General features: G+C 68.5%; 10 protein-coding genes. 5 read left to right on the top strand and 5 right to left on the bottom strand.

Annotated elements, in window-relative coordinates:
• Nucleotides 1-26 precede the first annotated feature (26 nt).
• From ACXR8F_RS14660 to ACXR8F_RS14650, 3 genes are all read left to right on the top strand, one after another.
• Nucleotides 27-3,491: a P-loop NTPase fold protein gene (locus ACXR8F_RS14660; protein ID WP_458801508.1), complete on the top strand. Its 3,465-nt coding sequence runs from the start codon at nucleotides 27-29 to the stop codon at nucleotides 3,489-3,491.
• Between the two features lie 204 nt (nucleotides 3,492-3,695).
• Nucleotides 3,696-3,908: a hypothetical protein gene (locus tag ACXR8F_RS14655; RefSeq protein ID WP_458801506.1), complete on the top strand. Its 213-nt coding sequence runs from the start codon at nucleotides 3,696-3,698 to the stop codon at nucleotides 3,906-3,908.
• A 1,438-nt stretch (nucleotides 3,909-5,346) separates the two neighbouring features.
• Nucleotides 5,347-6,009, top strand: coding sequence for a Type 1 glutamine amidotransferase-like domain-containing protein (locus tag ACXR8F_RS14650; protein ID WP_458801504.1), 663 nt, complete (start codon nucleotides 5,347-5,349; stop codon nucleotides 6,007-6,009).
• A 118-nt stretch (nucleotides 6,010-6,127) separates the two neighbouring features.
• Here the strand turns inward: ACXR8F_RS14650 and ACXR8F_RS14645 are convergent, their stop codons facing one another.
• The 3 genes from ACXR8F_RS14645 to ACXR8F_RS14635 form a co-directional block, all read right to left on the bottom strand.
• A complete protein-coding gene (locus ACXR8F_RS14645) occupies nucleotides 6,128-6,991 on the bottom strand; it encodes an alpha/beta fold hydrolase (protein WP_458801503.1) in 864 nt (287 codons plus the stop codon).
• Between the two features lie 168 nt (nucleotides 6,992-7,159).
• A complete protein-coding gene (locus ACXR8F_RS14640) occupies nucleotides 7,160-8,539 on the bottom strand; it encodes a SpoIIE family protein phosphatase (RefSeq protein ID WP_458801501.1) in 1,380 nt (459 codons plus the stop codon).
• A 194-nt stretch (nucleotides 8,540-8,733) separates the two neighbouring features.
• On the bottom strand, nucleotides 8,734-9,573 hold the full coding sequence (locus tag ACXR8F_RS14635) for a hypothetical protein (protein ID WP_458801499.1): 840 nt from the start codon (nucleotides 9,571-9,573) through the stop codon (nucleotides 8,734-8,736).
• 212 nt (nucleotides 9,574-9,785) lie between these two features.
• On the opposite strand from ACXR8F_RS14635, the gene ACXR8F_RS14630 reads away from it, so the two are divergent.
• Nucleotides 9,786-12,023 carry an ATP-binding SpoIIE family protein phosphatase gene (locus tag ACXR8F_RS14630; RefSeq protein ID WP_458801498.1) on the top strand — a complete coding sequence of 746 codons (2,238 nt, stop codon included), beginning with the start codon at nucleotides 9,786-9,788 and terminating at the stop codon, nucleotides 12,021-12,023.
• Nucleotides 12,020-12,526, top strand: coding sequence for an STAS domain-containing protein (locus ACXR8F_RS14625; protein ID WP_458801497.1), 507 nt, complete (start codon nucleotides 12,020-12,022; stop codon nucleotides 12,524-12,526). The genes ACXR8F_RS14630 and ACXR8F_RS14625 overlap by 4 nt, the downstream gene beginning before the upstream one ends.
• Here the strand turns inward: ACXR8F_RS14625 and ACXR8F_RS14620 are convergent.
• Both ACXR8F_RS14620 and ACXR8F_RS14615 read right to left on the bottom strand, forming a co-directional pair.
• Nucleotides 12,511-13,842 carry a hypothetical protein gene (locus ACXR8F_RS14620; protein ID WP_458801494.1) on the bottom strand — a complete coding sequence of 444 codons (1,332 nt, stop codon included), beginning with the start codon at nucleotides 13,840-13,842 and terminating at the stop codon, nucleotides 12,511-12,513. The two genes, ACXR8F_RS14625 and ACXR8F_RS14620, sit on opposite strands and share 16 nt — an antisense overlap.
• Before the next feature lie 173 nt (nucleotides 13,843-14,015).
• The gene (locus tag ACXR8F_RS14615; RefSeq protein WP_458801492.1) at nucleotides 14,016-14,699 is read right to left on the bottom strand and encodes a DsbA family oxidoreductase; all 684 of its coding nucleotides are present in this window, start codon (nucleotides 14,697-14,699) and stop codon (nucleotides 14,016-14,018) included.
• Between the last annotated feature and the right edge of the window lie 10 nt (nucleotides 14,700-14,709).

Genomic DNA, 14,709 nt, shown 5'->3' with positions numbered 1-14,709 from the left:
CTACAGGGGAATCAAAGCGCTACTTGGTGGCAGAGGACGTCATTCCAGACAAGGAATTGACGGAGACATCTGACGACCTCTTCGATCACGACGGCATAGCCGGTCGTGCCGCAGAGCTGCTCCTGAACAGTCAAGACCCAGTGCACATTGGCGTGTTCGGATCGTGGGGAGCAGGAAAGTCGAGTTTTCTCCAGCTCCTCGCTAACCGACTTAGCCGAATGGACGTCTCAAATACGTCACTGACCGAGAATCCAAAGCGAAGATTCAAGATCGTCTGGTACGACGCTTGGAGATTCTCGGGCACAGCCCTTCGACGCGACTTTATTGCCGTAGCCGCTCGGCAGCTTTCGCTTCATGGCCCCGCATATAGTTCCGGCCTGTTTGAGAGCAAACAGGTCGTAAAGCTCGACTTCGACGAACTCCTGCGCCGCACCATTGAATTCACTAAGGGGGTGCTCGCTCTCTTGGCTGGCTTGAGCATATCCGTCGGCATTCTGAGCCTGTTGGGCTTGGTAGTCGGAAGGTTCGCCGCCGGCATCCCGAGCGCCCAAGAGGTTTGGACCTCCACGGTGGCGCCTAATGCAGGAAAAATCTTCGCTCTAACTGGTGCCGCCATTGCGGCGCTAAACTTGCCTCGGCTCGTTGGAGTAAGCGTGAGTCGATCTTCGCCAAGTCAAGACGACGAATTCACGGACCTGCTCTCTAAGCTCCTGCTCCACGCAGAACTTCCCAAGTGGCTTCGGCCGCTTCGATGGAACCGAAGGTTGGCAGCATGGGTTAGGAAACGGAACGGGCACCGGGTCGTGTTCTTCATCGACGAACTTGACCGTGCGGCCAGCGCCGAATTGGTCGCCACGTTGACATCCCTCCAGACGATGCTGTCTACGGTAGGAGTCCCCGCCGTCTTGGCAGTGGATCGGTCTGTGGTAGAGCACGCGCTTTCAGAAAAGGCACATCAACCGGGACCCGTGCGCGAGCTTGAGCCGTATCTTGCCACTAACGACGCATTTTTGGACAAAGTCTTTCAACACCAGTTCCAGCTACCTCCTCTCCGTCATGAACGAGTACAAACTTTTGCAAAATCACTGGTCGCCGACAGGGGCGGCTTGTGGCAGCACGTAGCGCATCTAGGACGACTGGACGACGTCATCTACGCCCTGGTGCCGGCACACGTGCGCAACCCACGCCGCATCAAGGTGCTACTGAACGCCTTCGCTACTCAATATCGAGTGGCTGAGGCCCGTCAGATTCCGGTCGACGACCACGTCGCAGAGTTGGCTCAATGGGTTGTCCTGCAACTTGAGTTCCCTGACTATGCCAGGGATCTCCTGCATGAACCGCGACTAACGTCACTCCTTCGAACTGGGAAAGCCAGGTCAGAGATCCAGCAGCGCCTAATCTCCAAGCATTCGAAGCGCGCCCAGCCGGAGAGCGACGCTGACGACGTTGCCTGGAGGGACTGGGTAGAGTCCGACCAGTTGCATAGATACTTGGACCGTACGGCACACATCCCGGATGTAAGTCGCAGCCTCCTCTACGTCGAGTTGGCCGGCAACGCTTTGATCGAGGTAACACCGGAAACCTCCACCGTCCTCGACGAGGCGGGCGACCGCGACCCGGCAATGACCATTTCTGCACTGAAGGATCTCTCGGAAGCCGAGAGAGATGGCGCGATGAGGTTCCTCGCAGAACGCCTTCGCAGCGCCATCTCGGAGGGCAGCGACCGAATCGTTTCGGTCCTTGCGCAGCTAGCTGAACGGCAGGACCCGGACCGGCCGTTGCCACTCGCTTCTGCGATCGAGGCTCTCCGCTCCTATCGCTGCGAGCCCGAGAGTCGCACCCTGCCCGTCAACGCCCTCCCCGGTGTACTGAGGATTCTGTCCGAAGCGAAACAAGATGCATGGTTCAAGCGCGCACTGGAACAAGCGGGTGCCCTGACCCACCAAGCCCAAGCGGCTCTGGTCGGCTTGAGGCTTCCGAACACCCCGAAGGATCTGCTCGTTGCCGTCGACATGCTTGAAGCCCATCTGGACTTCGCGACAATCTCGGCCATAGCAGACGCGAGAAACACGCCGATGCTCTGTGCGGTCGCCAAGCACTTGCCTGAAGATGTCTTGGCCCAACTCATGCCTTTGGAGGACGAGGAGGACCTCGACGCAGTCTCGGCGATGTTTGAGGAGTTGGATCGAGATGCCCTACGATGCCTCGCTCTGGCCTTGCCCGCCTCTTTGGAGGATTCAGGAAGTGAGCCGGCATTTCTAGCGTTAATGGCCGACGCACCGGCCAGTGATTTGGACACCAGGTCCCGGATAGCCTTGGCAGCCCTCGCGATGCCTGAGGTGTCAATAGCAGAGTGGGCCCCCTTGATTACGACGGTCCCCACGGCCTGCGACTTCGCCCCAGCGTTTGCCACCATTGCCGCCGGAGTCTGGGAGGACGGCTCTTCGCAAAGGTATTGGGACGAGCTCCACCGACTTGGCGAGATTGGCCTTGGGGACCCTCTGGCTGGGTCCATGGCGACCGAATTTGGCACGAGCACCAACACGAGGGCCACGGATCTCTCACAGCGAGCCTCTTTAAGTACTCGAGTCGGGGAACTCCTTGAGTCTATCTCAGAGCCCAACGTCTCCGACGATTTTGCCAACGCCGAGGCCGAACTATCCGTGAAAGCAATCGTGGCTGGAACTCTACAATTCCAGGAGGTGCGGGATCATTTCGTGCGGGCAATGGCAAACCACGCCACAGATCTCGAAAAGTCCTTTGTCACAGCCAGCGACGGGCAGCCGCCTGCTTCAGTTGCACGCGCGTGCTCAGCACGTCTGCGCCTGAAGCAGCTTCACACCGATCTGCCCGGACCCACTCCTCGCGAAGTCGGCGAGATATACAAGGCCGAGCGGGCAACGACGACAGCCCAGTCAAAGATTGCCGGCGAGTTGGTCGAAGCCTTCTTCGCTACGGATCCGACAGATCGCGGCGTCATCACGTTCCAGGGCGCCTGCGGCTATGCATTCGGCGGGCGCCTCCGGACCTGGGCGGTCGCACATACGGCGACCCAAGTCACTAATGTTTGGATTAGTCTCTTTGATCAGGGGTTTCCCGCTTCATCGGCCGGACTCCTTTCGCGCGATCGGGAATTGAATGTCGCGAAGGCTACTAAGGCCTTGACCTCGCGCATGTCGTCGGGAACTGACGCAAGGGCGAAGGCCGCAGCGTTCGTTCGTGCGATAGGTGCTGGCAGGCCAGACAGTGGCGCTTTGGCGCAAGTTGTGGCGATCGCGCTGGCGGAGGCGGGAGGAGACGAGCGTTATGACGCGGTTCGCCTTGTCTCCGAGATGCGGCCTCGTGCGCTAAAGAAGGAGACGAAGGTGGCCCTTTCGAAGATTCCTCCCTCATTCTGGCGCAGCAGCGCCGCCAAGACCATGGCCCTCCGGGTAGGGGTGAAGTTACCTCGCAAACGCAGCCTGAAGCGATTCATCCAGGGCAACTCGTGAGTACTTTCTTTACTGGCTCAAGCGCGCCTCCGGCGCGAAGAAGCGCGGGACCCCGCGATGGGGACCCCGCGCTCCGGCGCTGGCGCGCCTACGCGCACCCCACCGCACCCCGCGCTATGGGCCGTTGTCGAGCCCAAACCGCCCGGAAACTGCGGCCCTCAAGCCGTCGTTGACCGCGATCACGGCCGGTGACACGATCCGAGGATGCCGAACACCGTGGCTCAGTGGTTGCCGTTCGTGGTGCTCATCCCCGCCCTGGCCTTCTGGGCCTACTCCCTGATCGACGTCTCGCGCACCCCGGACATCGAGATCCGGACCTTCCCACGCGATACCTGGTTGGTGATCCTGACCTTCGGGAGCGTCGTCGGCTGCGTTGCATGGTGGACGAATGGCCGGCCTCAGCACCATCGGCCCTGAGGACGCGTGCTGAGCGATGCCAGCAGGTGTCTGATCAGCCGTGACCGTTGTACGTGGCTGCGGCTCAGGCGCCCGGGAAGAGGGAGGCTCCAGCCGTCGTGTGCCGGGCCGGCTCCCGCGGAGGACCACTGCCCGCCTCGAGCGCATGGCAGTATCAACGACCCGCTCGGTCGACTTCCGCAAGCGCCTTCTGCGCGGCACCACCCGGCCCAGATCGTCCGGTTCACTGCGCAGACCCGCGTGGCGCATTTGTGGCACACGGCGTCCGAATCGGTCGCCCGCGAGACCCCAACAACAACAGACGAGCAGGCACACCCCCGACCACCCGAAACCCCCTGAAAACAGGGCATATTCGGCTCCTAAAGCGGGTGTCGCAGGTTCGAATCCTGCCGGGGGCACCACACGTTGTCTGACTTCGCCTGATGCTTGACCTTCGGGCTTGGCCCGATGCCCGACAGTGTTTCGGGTGATGGTTGACAGCTGCGTCGGCTGATCCTTGACGCTCTCCTGATGAAGGAGATGAGAGTGGCCGGGCAGCGATACAAGGCGGTCGAGTGCCCCAGCAAAGCCGACATCGCCAGACCATCAAGCACGACCCGCAAGCTCCAACCTTCTTGAGGGATGCGCCATCTCGAGTTGGCAGACAGGCGATATTGTGCCCGAGCACCACCACATAGACACCTGATGCACTGACGAGGATCCATGTTCGAGACTTGGCGCGACGAGTGGCGTAAGACGCCCGAGCCTCCCTTGTGGCGAGCGATCGTGTTCGCGGTTTGCGTCGTCCTCTTCCTAACGTGGCCGCTGCTTCGCGGCGAGCCCGTCAACGCTGTCCCGGTGGTAGTTGCCAGCCTCGCGGCCCTCGCGCTAGTCCACGACCTCGGACGACTGGGATGGTCAAAGCTGCGCCGTCGCTGAGCGAACTGACGACGTTCCGTGCCGCGGTACTGCCCCCGTCCTGAGGCTTGCAGTCTGACGGGCCCCAGGACGGGTACCTCAGAGGTCCCGGACGGTTCGAAGCAGCCAGAAACACCCGGCACACAGGTTGTCGGCGAACGGAACGGGTGGATGTCGTCGCGTGTCCGAGGACGTCGGACGTCCGCGCGCGTGCCTCCGTAGCGTGAGGCGCGCCGCAGGGAAGAGGCGGTTCTATGCGCCGCCAGCCGGCGTGCTCCAGACCTTTCATTCGTCGTGTGTGGAGAACGACGGGCAAGAGGTTGAGGAATGCCTGACGCAGAGGCGACCGCACAGTCCCTGCACCATGAAGGGCGGACCAGCGGATCTGGTCGTGCTCCAGACGTATAGCCGAGCCGAGCCGAACGTTGGCCCTGCACGTGGGATCGGCTGTCTGTACGGTGTCAACACCCGTCAGCGGACTGGCCGCGTCCTCCGGCCTTGCCGTTCCCCAAGATCCGAGCAACGCCAAGGAGCCCCAGCGATGAAGCTGCTTCTCACCTCGGGCGGCGTCACGAACACCAGCATTCGCGATGCGCTCGTGGGCATGTTGGGCAAGCCCATCTCGGAAGCTGCCGCGCTGTGCATCCCGACTGCGCAATGGGGGCATCCCAGTTGCGGTCCGCAATCGGTGCGCAGCTTCGTCAGTGGCGGGCGCCCAGGTGACGCCATGACGGCACTGGGGTGGAAGTCCGTGGGCGTGCTCGAGCTCACCGCCCTACCCACCATCGACCCGGAGCGATGGGTCCCATGGATCCGTGAGGCCGACGTGCTGCTCGTCGACGGCGGTGAGGCCACCTACCTCTGTCACTGGCTGCGGCAATCAGGCATGGCGGACCACCTGCCCTCTCTGACCGATACGACCTGGGTCGGCGTGAGCGCCGGCAGCATGGTCATGGCACCCCGAATCGGTTCCGACTTCGTCAAATGGCCGGCCGCCGTGGACGATCGGACTTTGGGGCTCGTGGACTTCGCGATCTTCCCGCACTTGAATGCGTTCCCGACGAACACCCTTGCGGACGCGGAACGCTGGGCCGCTGACATCGACGGACCGGCGTATGTCATCGACGAGCAGACCGCCATCCGAGTCGTCGGTGACTCTGTCGAGGTTGTTTCTGAAGGCGAGTGGCACGGCTTCGGGCTGTAACTCAACGCGTGCCCCGTGTTCGAGGGCATCACCCGCAGATCAGCTGATCATCGAGCATCCCGAGGCCGCTGTTCGCGACGGCGCAAGACCCGGGCGTCTTGCCGCAACCGTCCCCTGGCTAGTCAACGACGAAGGCGTGGATAGCTCGGGACACCGCTGGACGGTCGGGTCCCAGCCAGTAGAAGTGGCATGGCGCGTCGGTGTCGATCAGCTGGGCCCTCGGCACCGTGCGCACGAAGTCCTCCGCGTGTGCGAAAGACACGCCACCGTCATGTCGCGACGCCGTCACGAGGGTTGGGCAGGGAACCGAGCGCAGAACCGTCTGGCGGTAGTCCGCCCTGTCTGCTGCGCCTTGGCGCAAGTCCGTGACAAAGCCCGATCCCGAGCCCATGCCCGCGAAGGTCGCCCGAGCCGATGCGCGGTCCGCAGGCGTCCACTTCTTCCACCACGAGTCGACCGGGAGCTTCGACAGCGTGGACATCATCAGGCGCAGGCCCCTGTCCGAGGACGTCAGGGAGCGGATGGCCCGCCAGGTCAGGCCTTGAGTCAACGGAGAGAAGCCCAGCGGGCCGGCGGCCGCCTCGAGCTTGGTGTCGGGATAGGGCAACGTCGACGGAGCGCAGCTGTGCAGAACCAGACGAGGCGCCAGGTGCGCGAGCGCGACAGCGACGTGCACTGCCTGGAGGCCGCCGAAGCTGATTCCCACGGTTGCGGTGGCTTCGCCGATCCCAAGCCCGTCGCAGACCTCCGCCACGGCCGGGACGAACTCGGCCGCCGTGAGCGCACCTACGCGCGTGCTGCCGTACCCGGGGCGGGAGAAGGTCAACACCCGGAACCCCATGTCGGTGTAGAGGTCTGCACCGAGCGGCGTGGCCGCACAGCAGTGTCCCCCAGGAAAGACGAGGACGACGCCCCCTCCGGCGGGACCGGCCCAGGACACTTCCACAGGACCAAGTGACGTCGAGACCTCCTGCGTCTTCACTCCACGAGCATCGCACCGCCTGGACTGCAGCGCAGGCAGCCACTCGACCGCCCGACGCGGGTGGTGGACGTGGACCCTCCACCTCGAGTCCCTGACCTCGATTCGGTCTCGAGGAGGGCGCCGGGCCACCGACGAACGCTCCGCGGGCCCAACGCGCACGCGAGGGGCTCAGACGCGCAGGACGATGAGTGCGATGTCGTCACGCAGCGACGACATCGGTGGCAGCTCCGACAGCAGCCGGTCGGCGATCGAGTCGACGTCCAGCTCCCGCAACCTGACCAACGCGTCCGAGAGTCGGGCGATCCCGACGTCGAGGGGCTCGCCGCGTCGCTCGACGAGGCCGTCGGTGTAGAGCACGAGGGTGTCGCCGGCGCGGAGCATGGCCGTGCCGAGGGGCCGGCTCACCACCTTCTGGGTCACGGCCAACGGCGGGCCGAGCGCCTGGTTCATCGTGTGGATCGTGCCGTCGACTCGAAGGATGAGCGGCGGCAGGTGGCCGGCGCTGCTGTAGATGGCGAGGTCAAGCGCCGGGTCGACGACGACCTTCACAGCGGTCGACGCCGTCGCGTCGGGGCTGTGCCGCGCCACCCGGTCCAAGGCCGTCATGGCGGCGGCGGGGCCGACATCCGCGACGGTGAGCGCACTCAGGGCGCTGCGCAGCTGACCCATGACGGCAGCGGCGCGCAGTCCGTGGCCGACGACGTCACCCACGGCGACGGCGAGGCGCCCCTGGCCGAGGTCGGCGACGTCGTACCAGTCGCCGCCGACCCGCAGCGCATCCGACGCCGGCTGGTAGCGCACCGCGATCTGGACGGCCTCGCGCACGCTGAGCGGCACCTCGGCGGGGAGCATGACCTCCTGGACCGCGATGCCGAGCTGTCGCTGGGTCTCGAGCGCGAGGTCGAACAGTTGGCTCTGCTCGGCCACGGCCGTCGCGGCCACGACGGCGGCGCGCGCCTGCCGTCCAGCGGGCTCGAGTGGCTCGCTCAACGCGGTGGCGAGGTGCGGCACGAGGGCCGTCACGTCGTGCACGTTGTAGAGCACGTGCCGGGGCGCACCCCACGAGTTCGGCACTGGCACAGCGGTTCCGATCCAGTAGTGCCGCCCCGCGGCGTCCACCTCCGCCTCCACCTGGGCCTCCACCTTGGCCTCCGCCTTGACCTCGAGCTGGGCAGTCGTTCGGCCGGCGTCGACGTCGTAGCGCTGCAGGCCGACCACGACGGAGCGGCCGGTGTCCAGGGCGGTCCGCACGGCTCGCCGAACCGTCTCGACGACCGGCTCCGAACCGGGGATCGTGTCGGGCCCGGCCGGCCGGCTCGGCAGCAGGTCGGCGATGCTCGTGCCGACGAGCTCGCTCCGACGCCGGCTCGCGGCCTTGAGGTACGCGTCGTTGCAGGCCTGGATGATCAGGTCCGCGTCGAGCACGACACAGGGACTCGGCACCGCATGGAACAGCGCCCCGAAGTCGAGCGCCTCGGCCTCAGCGTCGGCGTCCAGGGCAGGCACCAGCCGTGGCTGGAACTCCGGACGTTGGTGCGGCGACGACACGAGGCAACGCTAGGCGCGGTCCGGCACACGTGCGGACCACTTCGGAAAACTCGTACGCCCACTTTCGCACGACCTTCCCCGCCACAGTGGGCGCGACACCCCTGCGCGACACCCTGCGCGACGCCCTGCGCGACAGCCCCGCGCGACACCCCGCCTGACACGTGCGCGACACCCGGGCGGCCCTGCCCCCTGCGTCAGACCGGGCCGCCCGAGCGGGTCAGGAGGGGTGACGCCCACCGCGCGAGCAGCCACCACGGGACGAGCCCGACCGCAGCGAGAACCAGGAAGGGAACCACCAGCGACGTCGACACCACGTCTGAGGCCGGGTCGGCGGTCGCCCCGAACCACTGGTCGACCGCGATGCTGAGGCTCTCGATGACCCACATGCCGAGCAGCGCCGTCACGACGACACCGCCGCGAGCCTCGCGCCGCCACAGCCAGAGCGCAGAGACCGCGGCGAGGGGCAGCCATACGCCGAGGTCCTGGACGAAGATGGCGTTGGTCTGCACACCGGTCCCCTCCAGCATCGGCGTGGGGTACTCCCCCATCGACGGCACGACCCGCGCCAGCCACGCCAGCGCGTTGAGCGCCGCGACCACCCAGACGTATGCCGCGACGCCGCGCACCGGCGCACGCTCGGTGACGCCCTCCCCGGCCACTCGCAGCTCGCGCGCGACGACCAGGTGCCCGACCGCCCAGAGCGCCGAGCCGAGGAGCGCGACGTAGACGAGGAAGGCGGCGTTGAACGGGGTGAGGAAGAGGAAGAGCACGGCGTTGTAGAGCACGTAGAGCAGCGCTCCGAGGGCTGCCAGCAGGGCCGCCCCTGACCCTCGTCCGGCTTTCCACCACGACCCGAGCAGCACCGGCAGGGCCACGACGAGCAGCACCAGCGCCGTGCCGCGCGCCGACCCCTGCATCGCATCGGGCCCGTGGAGCAGGCCCGGGTCTGCCAGCGTCCAGCCCCCGGCAGCGGCCCCCACCGCTGCCGTGACCACGGACAGCCTCCGCGCCGTCACCAGCGACTCACCGGCCATGGCCCCTCCTCTACTACACACGGTAGGAGCCGAGGGTGGGGCACGACGCCGAACGCCTTCGGACGTGACCTATCGCACCCGCCCCACCCCGGTCGGCGAGGAAGCAGACCCCACCGGACCCGGACAGTGTGTGCGAAACCCTCGTCATCCGAGCCGCTGATCCCTAGGCTCGCAGCCATGGGGACGCGCGGGCGCGCGGGAGGCGTCCGACCATGACGGTGCGCGTGGGGACGGTTGGGTCCTCGCGGCCCGTCGGCATGCTCGCCGAGCGGGTGGGCATCCGGCGCGCGGCACTCCTCGCCGCCATCGGAGTCACCTACTACTACGGCGGCAAGCTCGGGCTCGAGCTGTCACTGGTCGGCGACGACGTCACACCGCTGTGGCCCCCGACCGGCATCGCCGTGGCGGCCCTGCTCGTCTTCGGCCGGTCGTACTGGCCCGCCGTCGCGGTGGCCGCCCTCGCGATCAACCTCCCCATCAGCGCCACCTTCCTGGCCGCCCTCGCGACGGCGGTCGGCAACACGCTCGCACCGGTCGTCGCCGTGACGCTCCTGCACAAGGTCGGCTTCCGGCGCGAGCTCGACCGCCAGCACGACGCGCTCGCGTTCGTCTTCGTCGGAGCGCTCGCCAGCATGCTAGTCAGTGCCACCATCGGCTCCCTCGTCCTGGTCGCCTCCGGCTCGATCCAGGCGGGTCAGCTGCCCACCGCGTTCGCCGTCTGGTGGACCGGCGACGCCATGGGCGTGCTGGCCTTCACGCCGTTCCTGCTGTGCCTGCCGCTCTTCTGGGAGCAGCGACGCTGGCCCCTGCGTCAGTGGCTCGAGGGCGCCGTGATCCTCGTCGCCGTCGCGCTGACCCTCACGTGGACCGTCCTGCAGATGCGTGTCCTCTTCATCGCCCTGCCGTTCCTCGGCTGGGCGGCGTGGCGTCTGCAGCTGCGCGGCGCGGCACCCGCCGCCCTCATCGCGACGCTCGCCGCCACCTGGGCGGCCACGAAGCAGATCGGCCCCTTCGAGGGCACGACGCGCCTTGAACAGATGGTCACGCTGCAGGCCTTCAACGCCACGGTCGCCCTCACCTCGTTCTTCCTGGCCGCCCTCGTCAGCGAACGCGCCCAGGCCGCGAGCGACCTCGCCCTCGCGGCCGCCGAGCTGGAGCAGCGTGTCGAGAAGCGCACCGCGCAGCTCTCGGCCGCCAACGTGCGCCTCGTCCAGGAGATCCACGAGCGCTCCGAGGCCCAGGAGCTGCTGAGCCACGAGGAGGCCAGGGCGCAGCGCGAGCACCAGATCGCCGAGACCCTGCAGCGCAGCCTCCTGCCCGACCGGCTCCCCGACGTGCCCGGGGTGGGCCTGGCCGCCCGCTACGTCCCCGCCACGGCGGACGTGCAGGTCGGCGGCGACTGGTACGACGTGGTCCAGCTGCCCAAGGGGCTCCTCGCCCTGGCCATCGGCGATGTGGCCGGCCACGGCCTGCAGGCCGCCGCGACGATGGTGCAGGTGCGGATGGCGCTGCGCGCGTACGCCCTGCAGGACCCCTCGCCGCCAGCCGTGATGCACGGCGTCCACCAGCTCGTCGCCCAGCTGCCCGTCCCCGAGATGGTCACGCTCATCTACCTCGTCTACGACCCCTCCACCCGTGAGCTGCGCTGGACCAACGCCGGCCATCCGCCGGCCCTGGTCGTCACCGACGGCAGCGCCACCTACCTCACGGGCGCTCTCGCCCCACCCGTCGGCGTCACCCTCGACGGGTCCTTCGCCGAGAGCACGCACGTGCTCCAGCCGGGCTCGACGCTGCTGCTCTACACCGACGGCCTCGTCGAGCGGCGCGGAGTCTCGCTCTCCGCCGGGCTCGACCGCCTCAGCCGAGAAGCGACAGCCGCACCGGACGCGACGGCCGCACCGGACGCAACAGCCGCACCGGACGCGACGAACGCGACGGACAGCGCCCCCGCCGACGCGCTCGAGCGGCTGTGCGACCGGCTCCTCGCGACCTTCCTCGACGACGACCACATCCCCGACGACGTGGCCCTGCTCGCGATGCGCCCGGCCGTCTCCGTCGAGGGTGAGCTCACCCTCAGCCTGCCCGCAGAGGCGCGCAACCTCGTCAAGCTGCGGGGCGCCCTGCGGCGGTGGCTGCACGAGTCCGGCGTCCCCGAGAGCGAGGCCAACGAGGTGCTCGTCGCCTGCGGCGAGGCCTGCGCCAACGTCGTCCAGCACGCCTACAGCGGCGCGAACGCCGCGGGGCCCCTCGAGCTCTCCGCGCGCCTCGTCGGCGACGACCTCGAGCTCCGGGTGCGCGACCACGGCCAGTGGCGCCCGGCCGCCGACCGCGGCGGCGGGTGGGGACTGCAGCTCATGCACTCCCTCATGGACGACGTCGATGTCGGGCACACCCCGTCGGGCACCGAGGTGCGGCTCACCCGGCGCGTACGCCTGGGGAGCCTCGCGTGAGCGAGCTCGCCCGGGTGCGCACGCAGCGTGACGGGGCCACCCAGCTCGTGCGCATCTCGGGCGAGGTCGACCTGTCCAACGCACGCGACGTCATCGAAGCCGTCGCCCACGGTGTGCCGGACGACGTCACCCTCATCGTCCTCGACCTCACCGACACGACGTACATCGACAGTGCTGCCATCGCCACGCTCTTCCGCCTCTCCGAGCGTCTGCGCGACCGCCGCCAGGACCTGCGCCTCGTCGTGCCGCAGGCCTCCCCCATCCGCGCCGTCGTCGAGCTGACGCGCCTCAGCCAGGTGATCCCCGTCGACGAGGTCGCCCCAGCGGGTGCGCCGGGGACCCCCAGCTCTCCCCGGCCGTATGCCGCCATCCCCTCCTCCGACGCCGCCGCGCCGTCAGGGGCGGGCGAGGTCGACGGAGCGCGAGGTCCTGAGGACGCCGAGGTGGACGCCGACGAAGACGCCGACGATGAGGACGATGCCCCGCGTCAACGCAACGCGTAGGTGCCCGAACCGGGCAGCACCGAGCCCGACGGGCCCACGAACGACACCGACAGCAGCCCTGCCCCGGCCGAGCCGGCCGCCTTCGTGACCTCGACAATCACCCGACCCGCGTGCATCCGGTCGACGACCTCGGTGGACGGGGTCGCCACGTGCTCGACCGCCTGGGTGCCGCGCACGTCCACCACCGAGGTGAGCAGCCAGCCCTGGCTCACCGCCAGCGTCGCGACGAACGTCCCCTGGTCCGCGGGCACGAAGACCAGGGTGGTGACGGTGCCCTCTGGCGGCACGACCGGCCCGGGAGGCGGCGCCGTCGTGGTCGCTGCGGGTGGGGTGGTCGACGCCGTCGCAGGCGCGGTGGCCGACGCTCCAGGAGCTGAGGCAACCGGTGCCGAGGCCACGGGTGACGCGACAAAGGGCGGCGAGGTGACCGCTGAGGGACGCGTACGCAGCCCGACTGTCGCCCCGCCGCCGACGCCGGACGCCCCACGGCGCTGGGCGAAAGCAGCGCGGAGGCCGGCCGGCCCGTCGGGCCGCGAACCACCTGCGGGAAGGGACACCGTCCCACGGCGACCAGAGACCGACTCCGCCACGGCCACACCGATGACCGGCCGGGGTCCGGACGCCGCGGCGGCCGCGCGGTCCGAGTCGGGCGACGCGTCCACCGAGAGGGTCGCGACGGACGGCGGCCGAGGCGAGGGCGCCTCCGCCGTGAGTCCGCCGCCGGGGGCCCACGCGAGCCGGAGCATCACGGCAGCCAGCACGAGTGCCCCGGCAGCGGTGAGCAACGCGGCCGGTCGGCCCGGCATGGAGAGCACCCGCGCCGCCGGAGGCGTCGACGGCGCCGAGTCGACGGTGGCGGCCGAGGCCGGAGGAGCCCCGTCCTCGACCACGGCCGTGGTGAAGGCGCCGGGCAGCAGCGCCGGTGCAACGCGCGACCTGATCGCACCGTCCACGTCGTCCAGGAGCGCCACGGCGGTGCGACACCGCTCGCACACCTCGAGGTGCTGCTCCGCCTCCGGCGTACCCGGCCCGGACGGCAGGTGACGCAGGTGACCTGCGAGGGCGCGACGGGCGGCGGCGCACTCGGGGCCTTCCGCTCTCGCGACGAGCTCGGAGAGCAACCCGAGCCGCAACCGGTCGCGGGCACGCTCGGCCGGCGCGGCGACGCCCCGGCGCGACGGCCGGCGCGGCGGAGCGGGCCGGCCGAGGCCCTCGTCGTGCACCACGAGCTGCCAGAGCACCAAACGGTGCTCGCTCGGCAGCGACCGCCAGGCGGCGAGCACCGCCTCGTCCACCTCGTCGTGCTCGTCGCCCACGCGCTCCACGCTCTCCCGTCCCGAGCCCGGACTCACCGAGCCGTCGTCACGGCCACGCACCTGTGGGCATCCTCCACCCCGACCACCTGCGCTGTCGCCCGTCAGGGCGCGACATGCCAGCAGGTGGACGAATCGCGTTGCGCTATGGGCGATTCGCGGCTTTTGGCCGCAGCTCAGACTGTCTGGGTCGCCACTCCACGGAGGAGGGCGAGGTAGTCGTCGACGGGACGCGCACCCGACACGGCGGCATACGCGTTGGCGACGACGAAGGGCGTCGACGTCACGCCCATCGAGCGTGCCTTCTCCTCGTCGGCCCGCACCTGGTCGGCGTACGCGTCGGACGCGAGGACGGCCGAGACGCGCCGCTCGTCGAGGCCGCACTCGGCCGACAGCCGCTGGAGCACCTCGTGGTCGTCGATCGGCAGGCCCTCGCTGAAGTGCGCGGACTGGAAGCGCTCGACGGCCGCGGACCGCAGGGCCGGGCCGCCCATCTCGCCGGCCAGCGCGCACAGCCGGTGCGCGTCGAAGCTGTTGGCCCGCACGGCGCGGTCCCAGTCGAAGTAGAGGTCGTCGGCCTCGGCGACCTCGCTGGCCCGGGCGTTCATGAGCCGCCCTGCCTCCGCGTCGCCGCCGTGCCGCAGCGCCACGTGCTCGCTCACGGGAACACCGCCGCCCCGCGGGACGTCCGGGTCGAGCTCGAAGGAGCGCAGCCGCACGGTGACGTCGTGCGGTCGCTCGAAGGCCGCGACGGCCGCCTCGACCCGTCGCTTGGCCACCCACGACCAAGGGCAGACCAGGTCGCTCCAGAGGTCGAGCTCGATGAGGGTCGTGGACTCGGCAGCAGACTGGTCGGTCATCGACTCAGTC

The organism is Terrabacter sp. AAH1, assembly GCF_054456855.1.
The sequence above is the reverse complement of the archived record's forward strand: the minus strand, read 5'-3'. Positions and strand labels throughout refer to the sequence as shown.

Excerpts from the sequence above, each read along its gene's own strand:
- ACXR8F_RS14630 (WP_458801498.1), top strand. The coding sequence starts at position 9,786 with ATGACGGTGCGCGTGGGGACGGTTGGGTCCTCGCGGCCCGTCGGCATG.
- ACXR8F_RS14655 (WP_458801506.1), top strand. The coding sequence starts at position 3,696 with ATGCCGAACACCGTGGCTCAGTGGTTGCCGTTCGTGGTGCTCATCCCC.
- ACXR8F_RS14635 (WP_458801499.1), bottom strand. The coding sequence starts at position 9,573 with ATGGCCGGTGAGTCGCTGGTGACGGCGCGGAGGCTGTCCGTGGTCACG.
- ACXR8F_RS14650 (WP_458801504.1), top strand. The coding sequence starts at position 5,347 with ATGAAGCTGCTTCTCACCTCGGGCGGCGTCACGAACACCAGCATTCGC.
- ACXR8F_RS14615 (WP_458801492.1), bottom strand. The coding sequence starts at position 14,699 with ATGACCGACCAGTCTGCTGCCGAGTCCACGACCCTCATCGAGCTCGAC.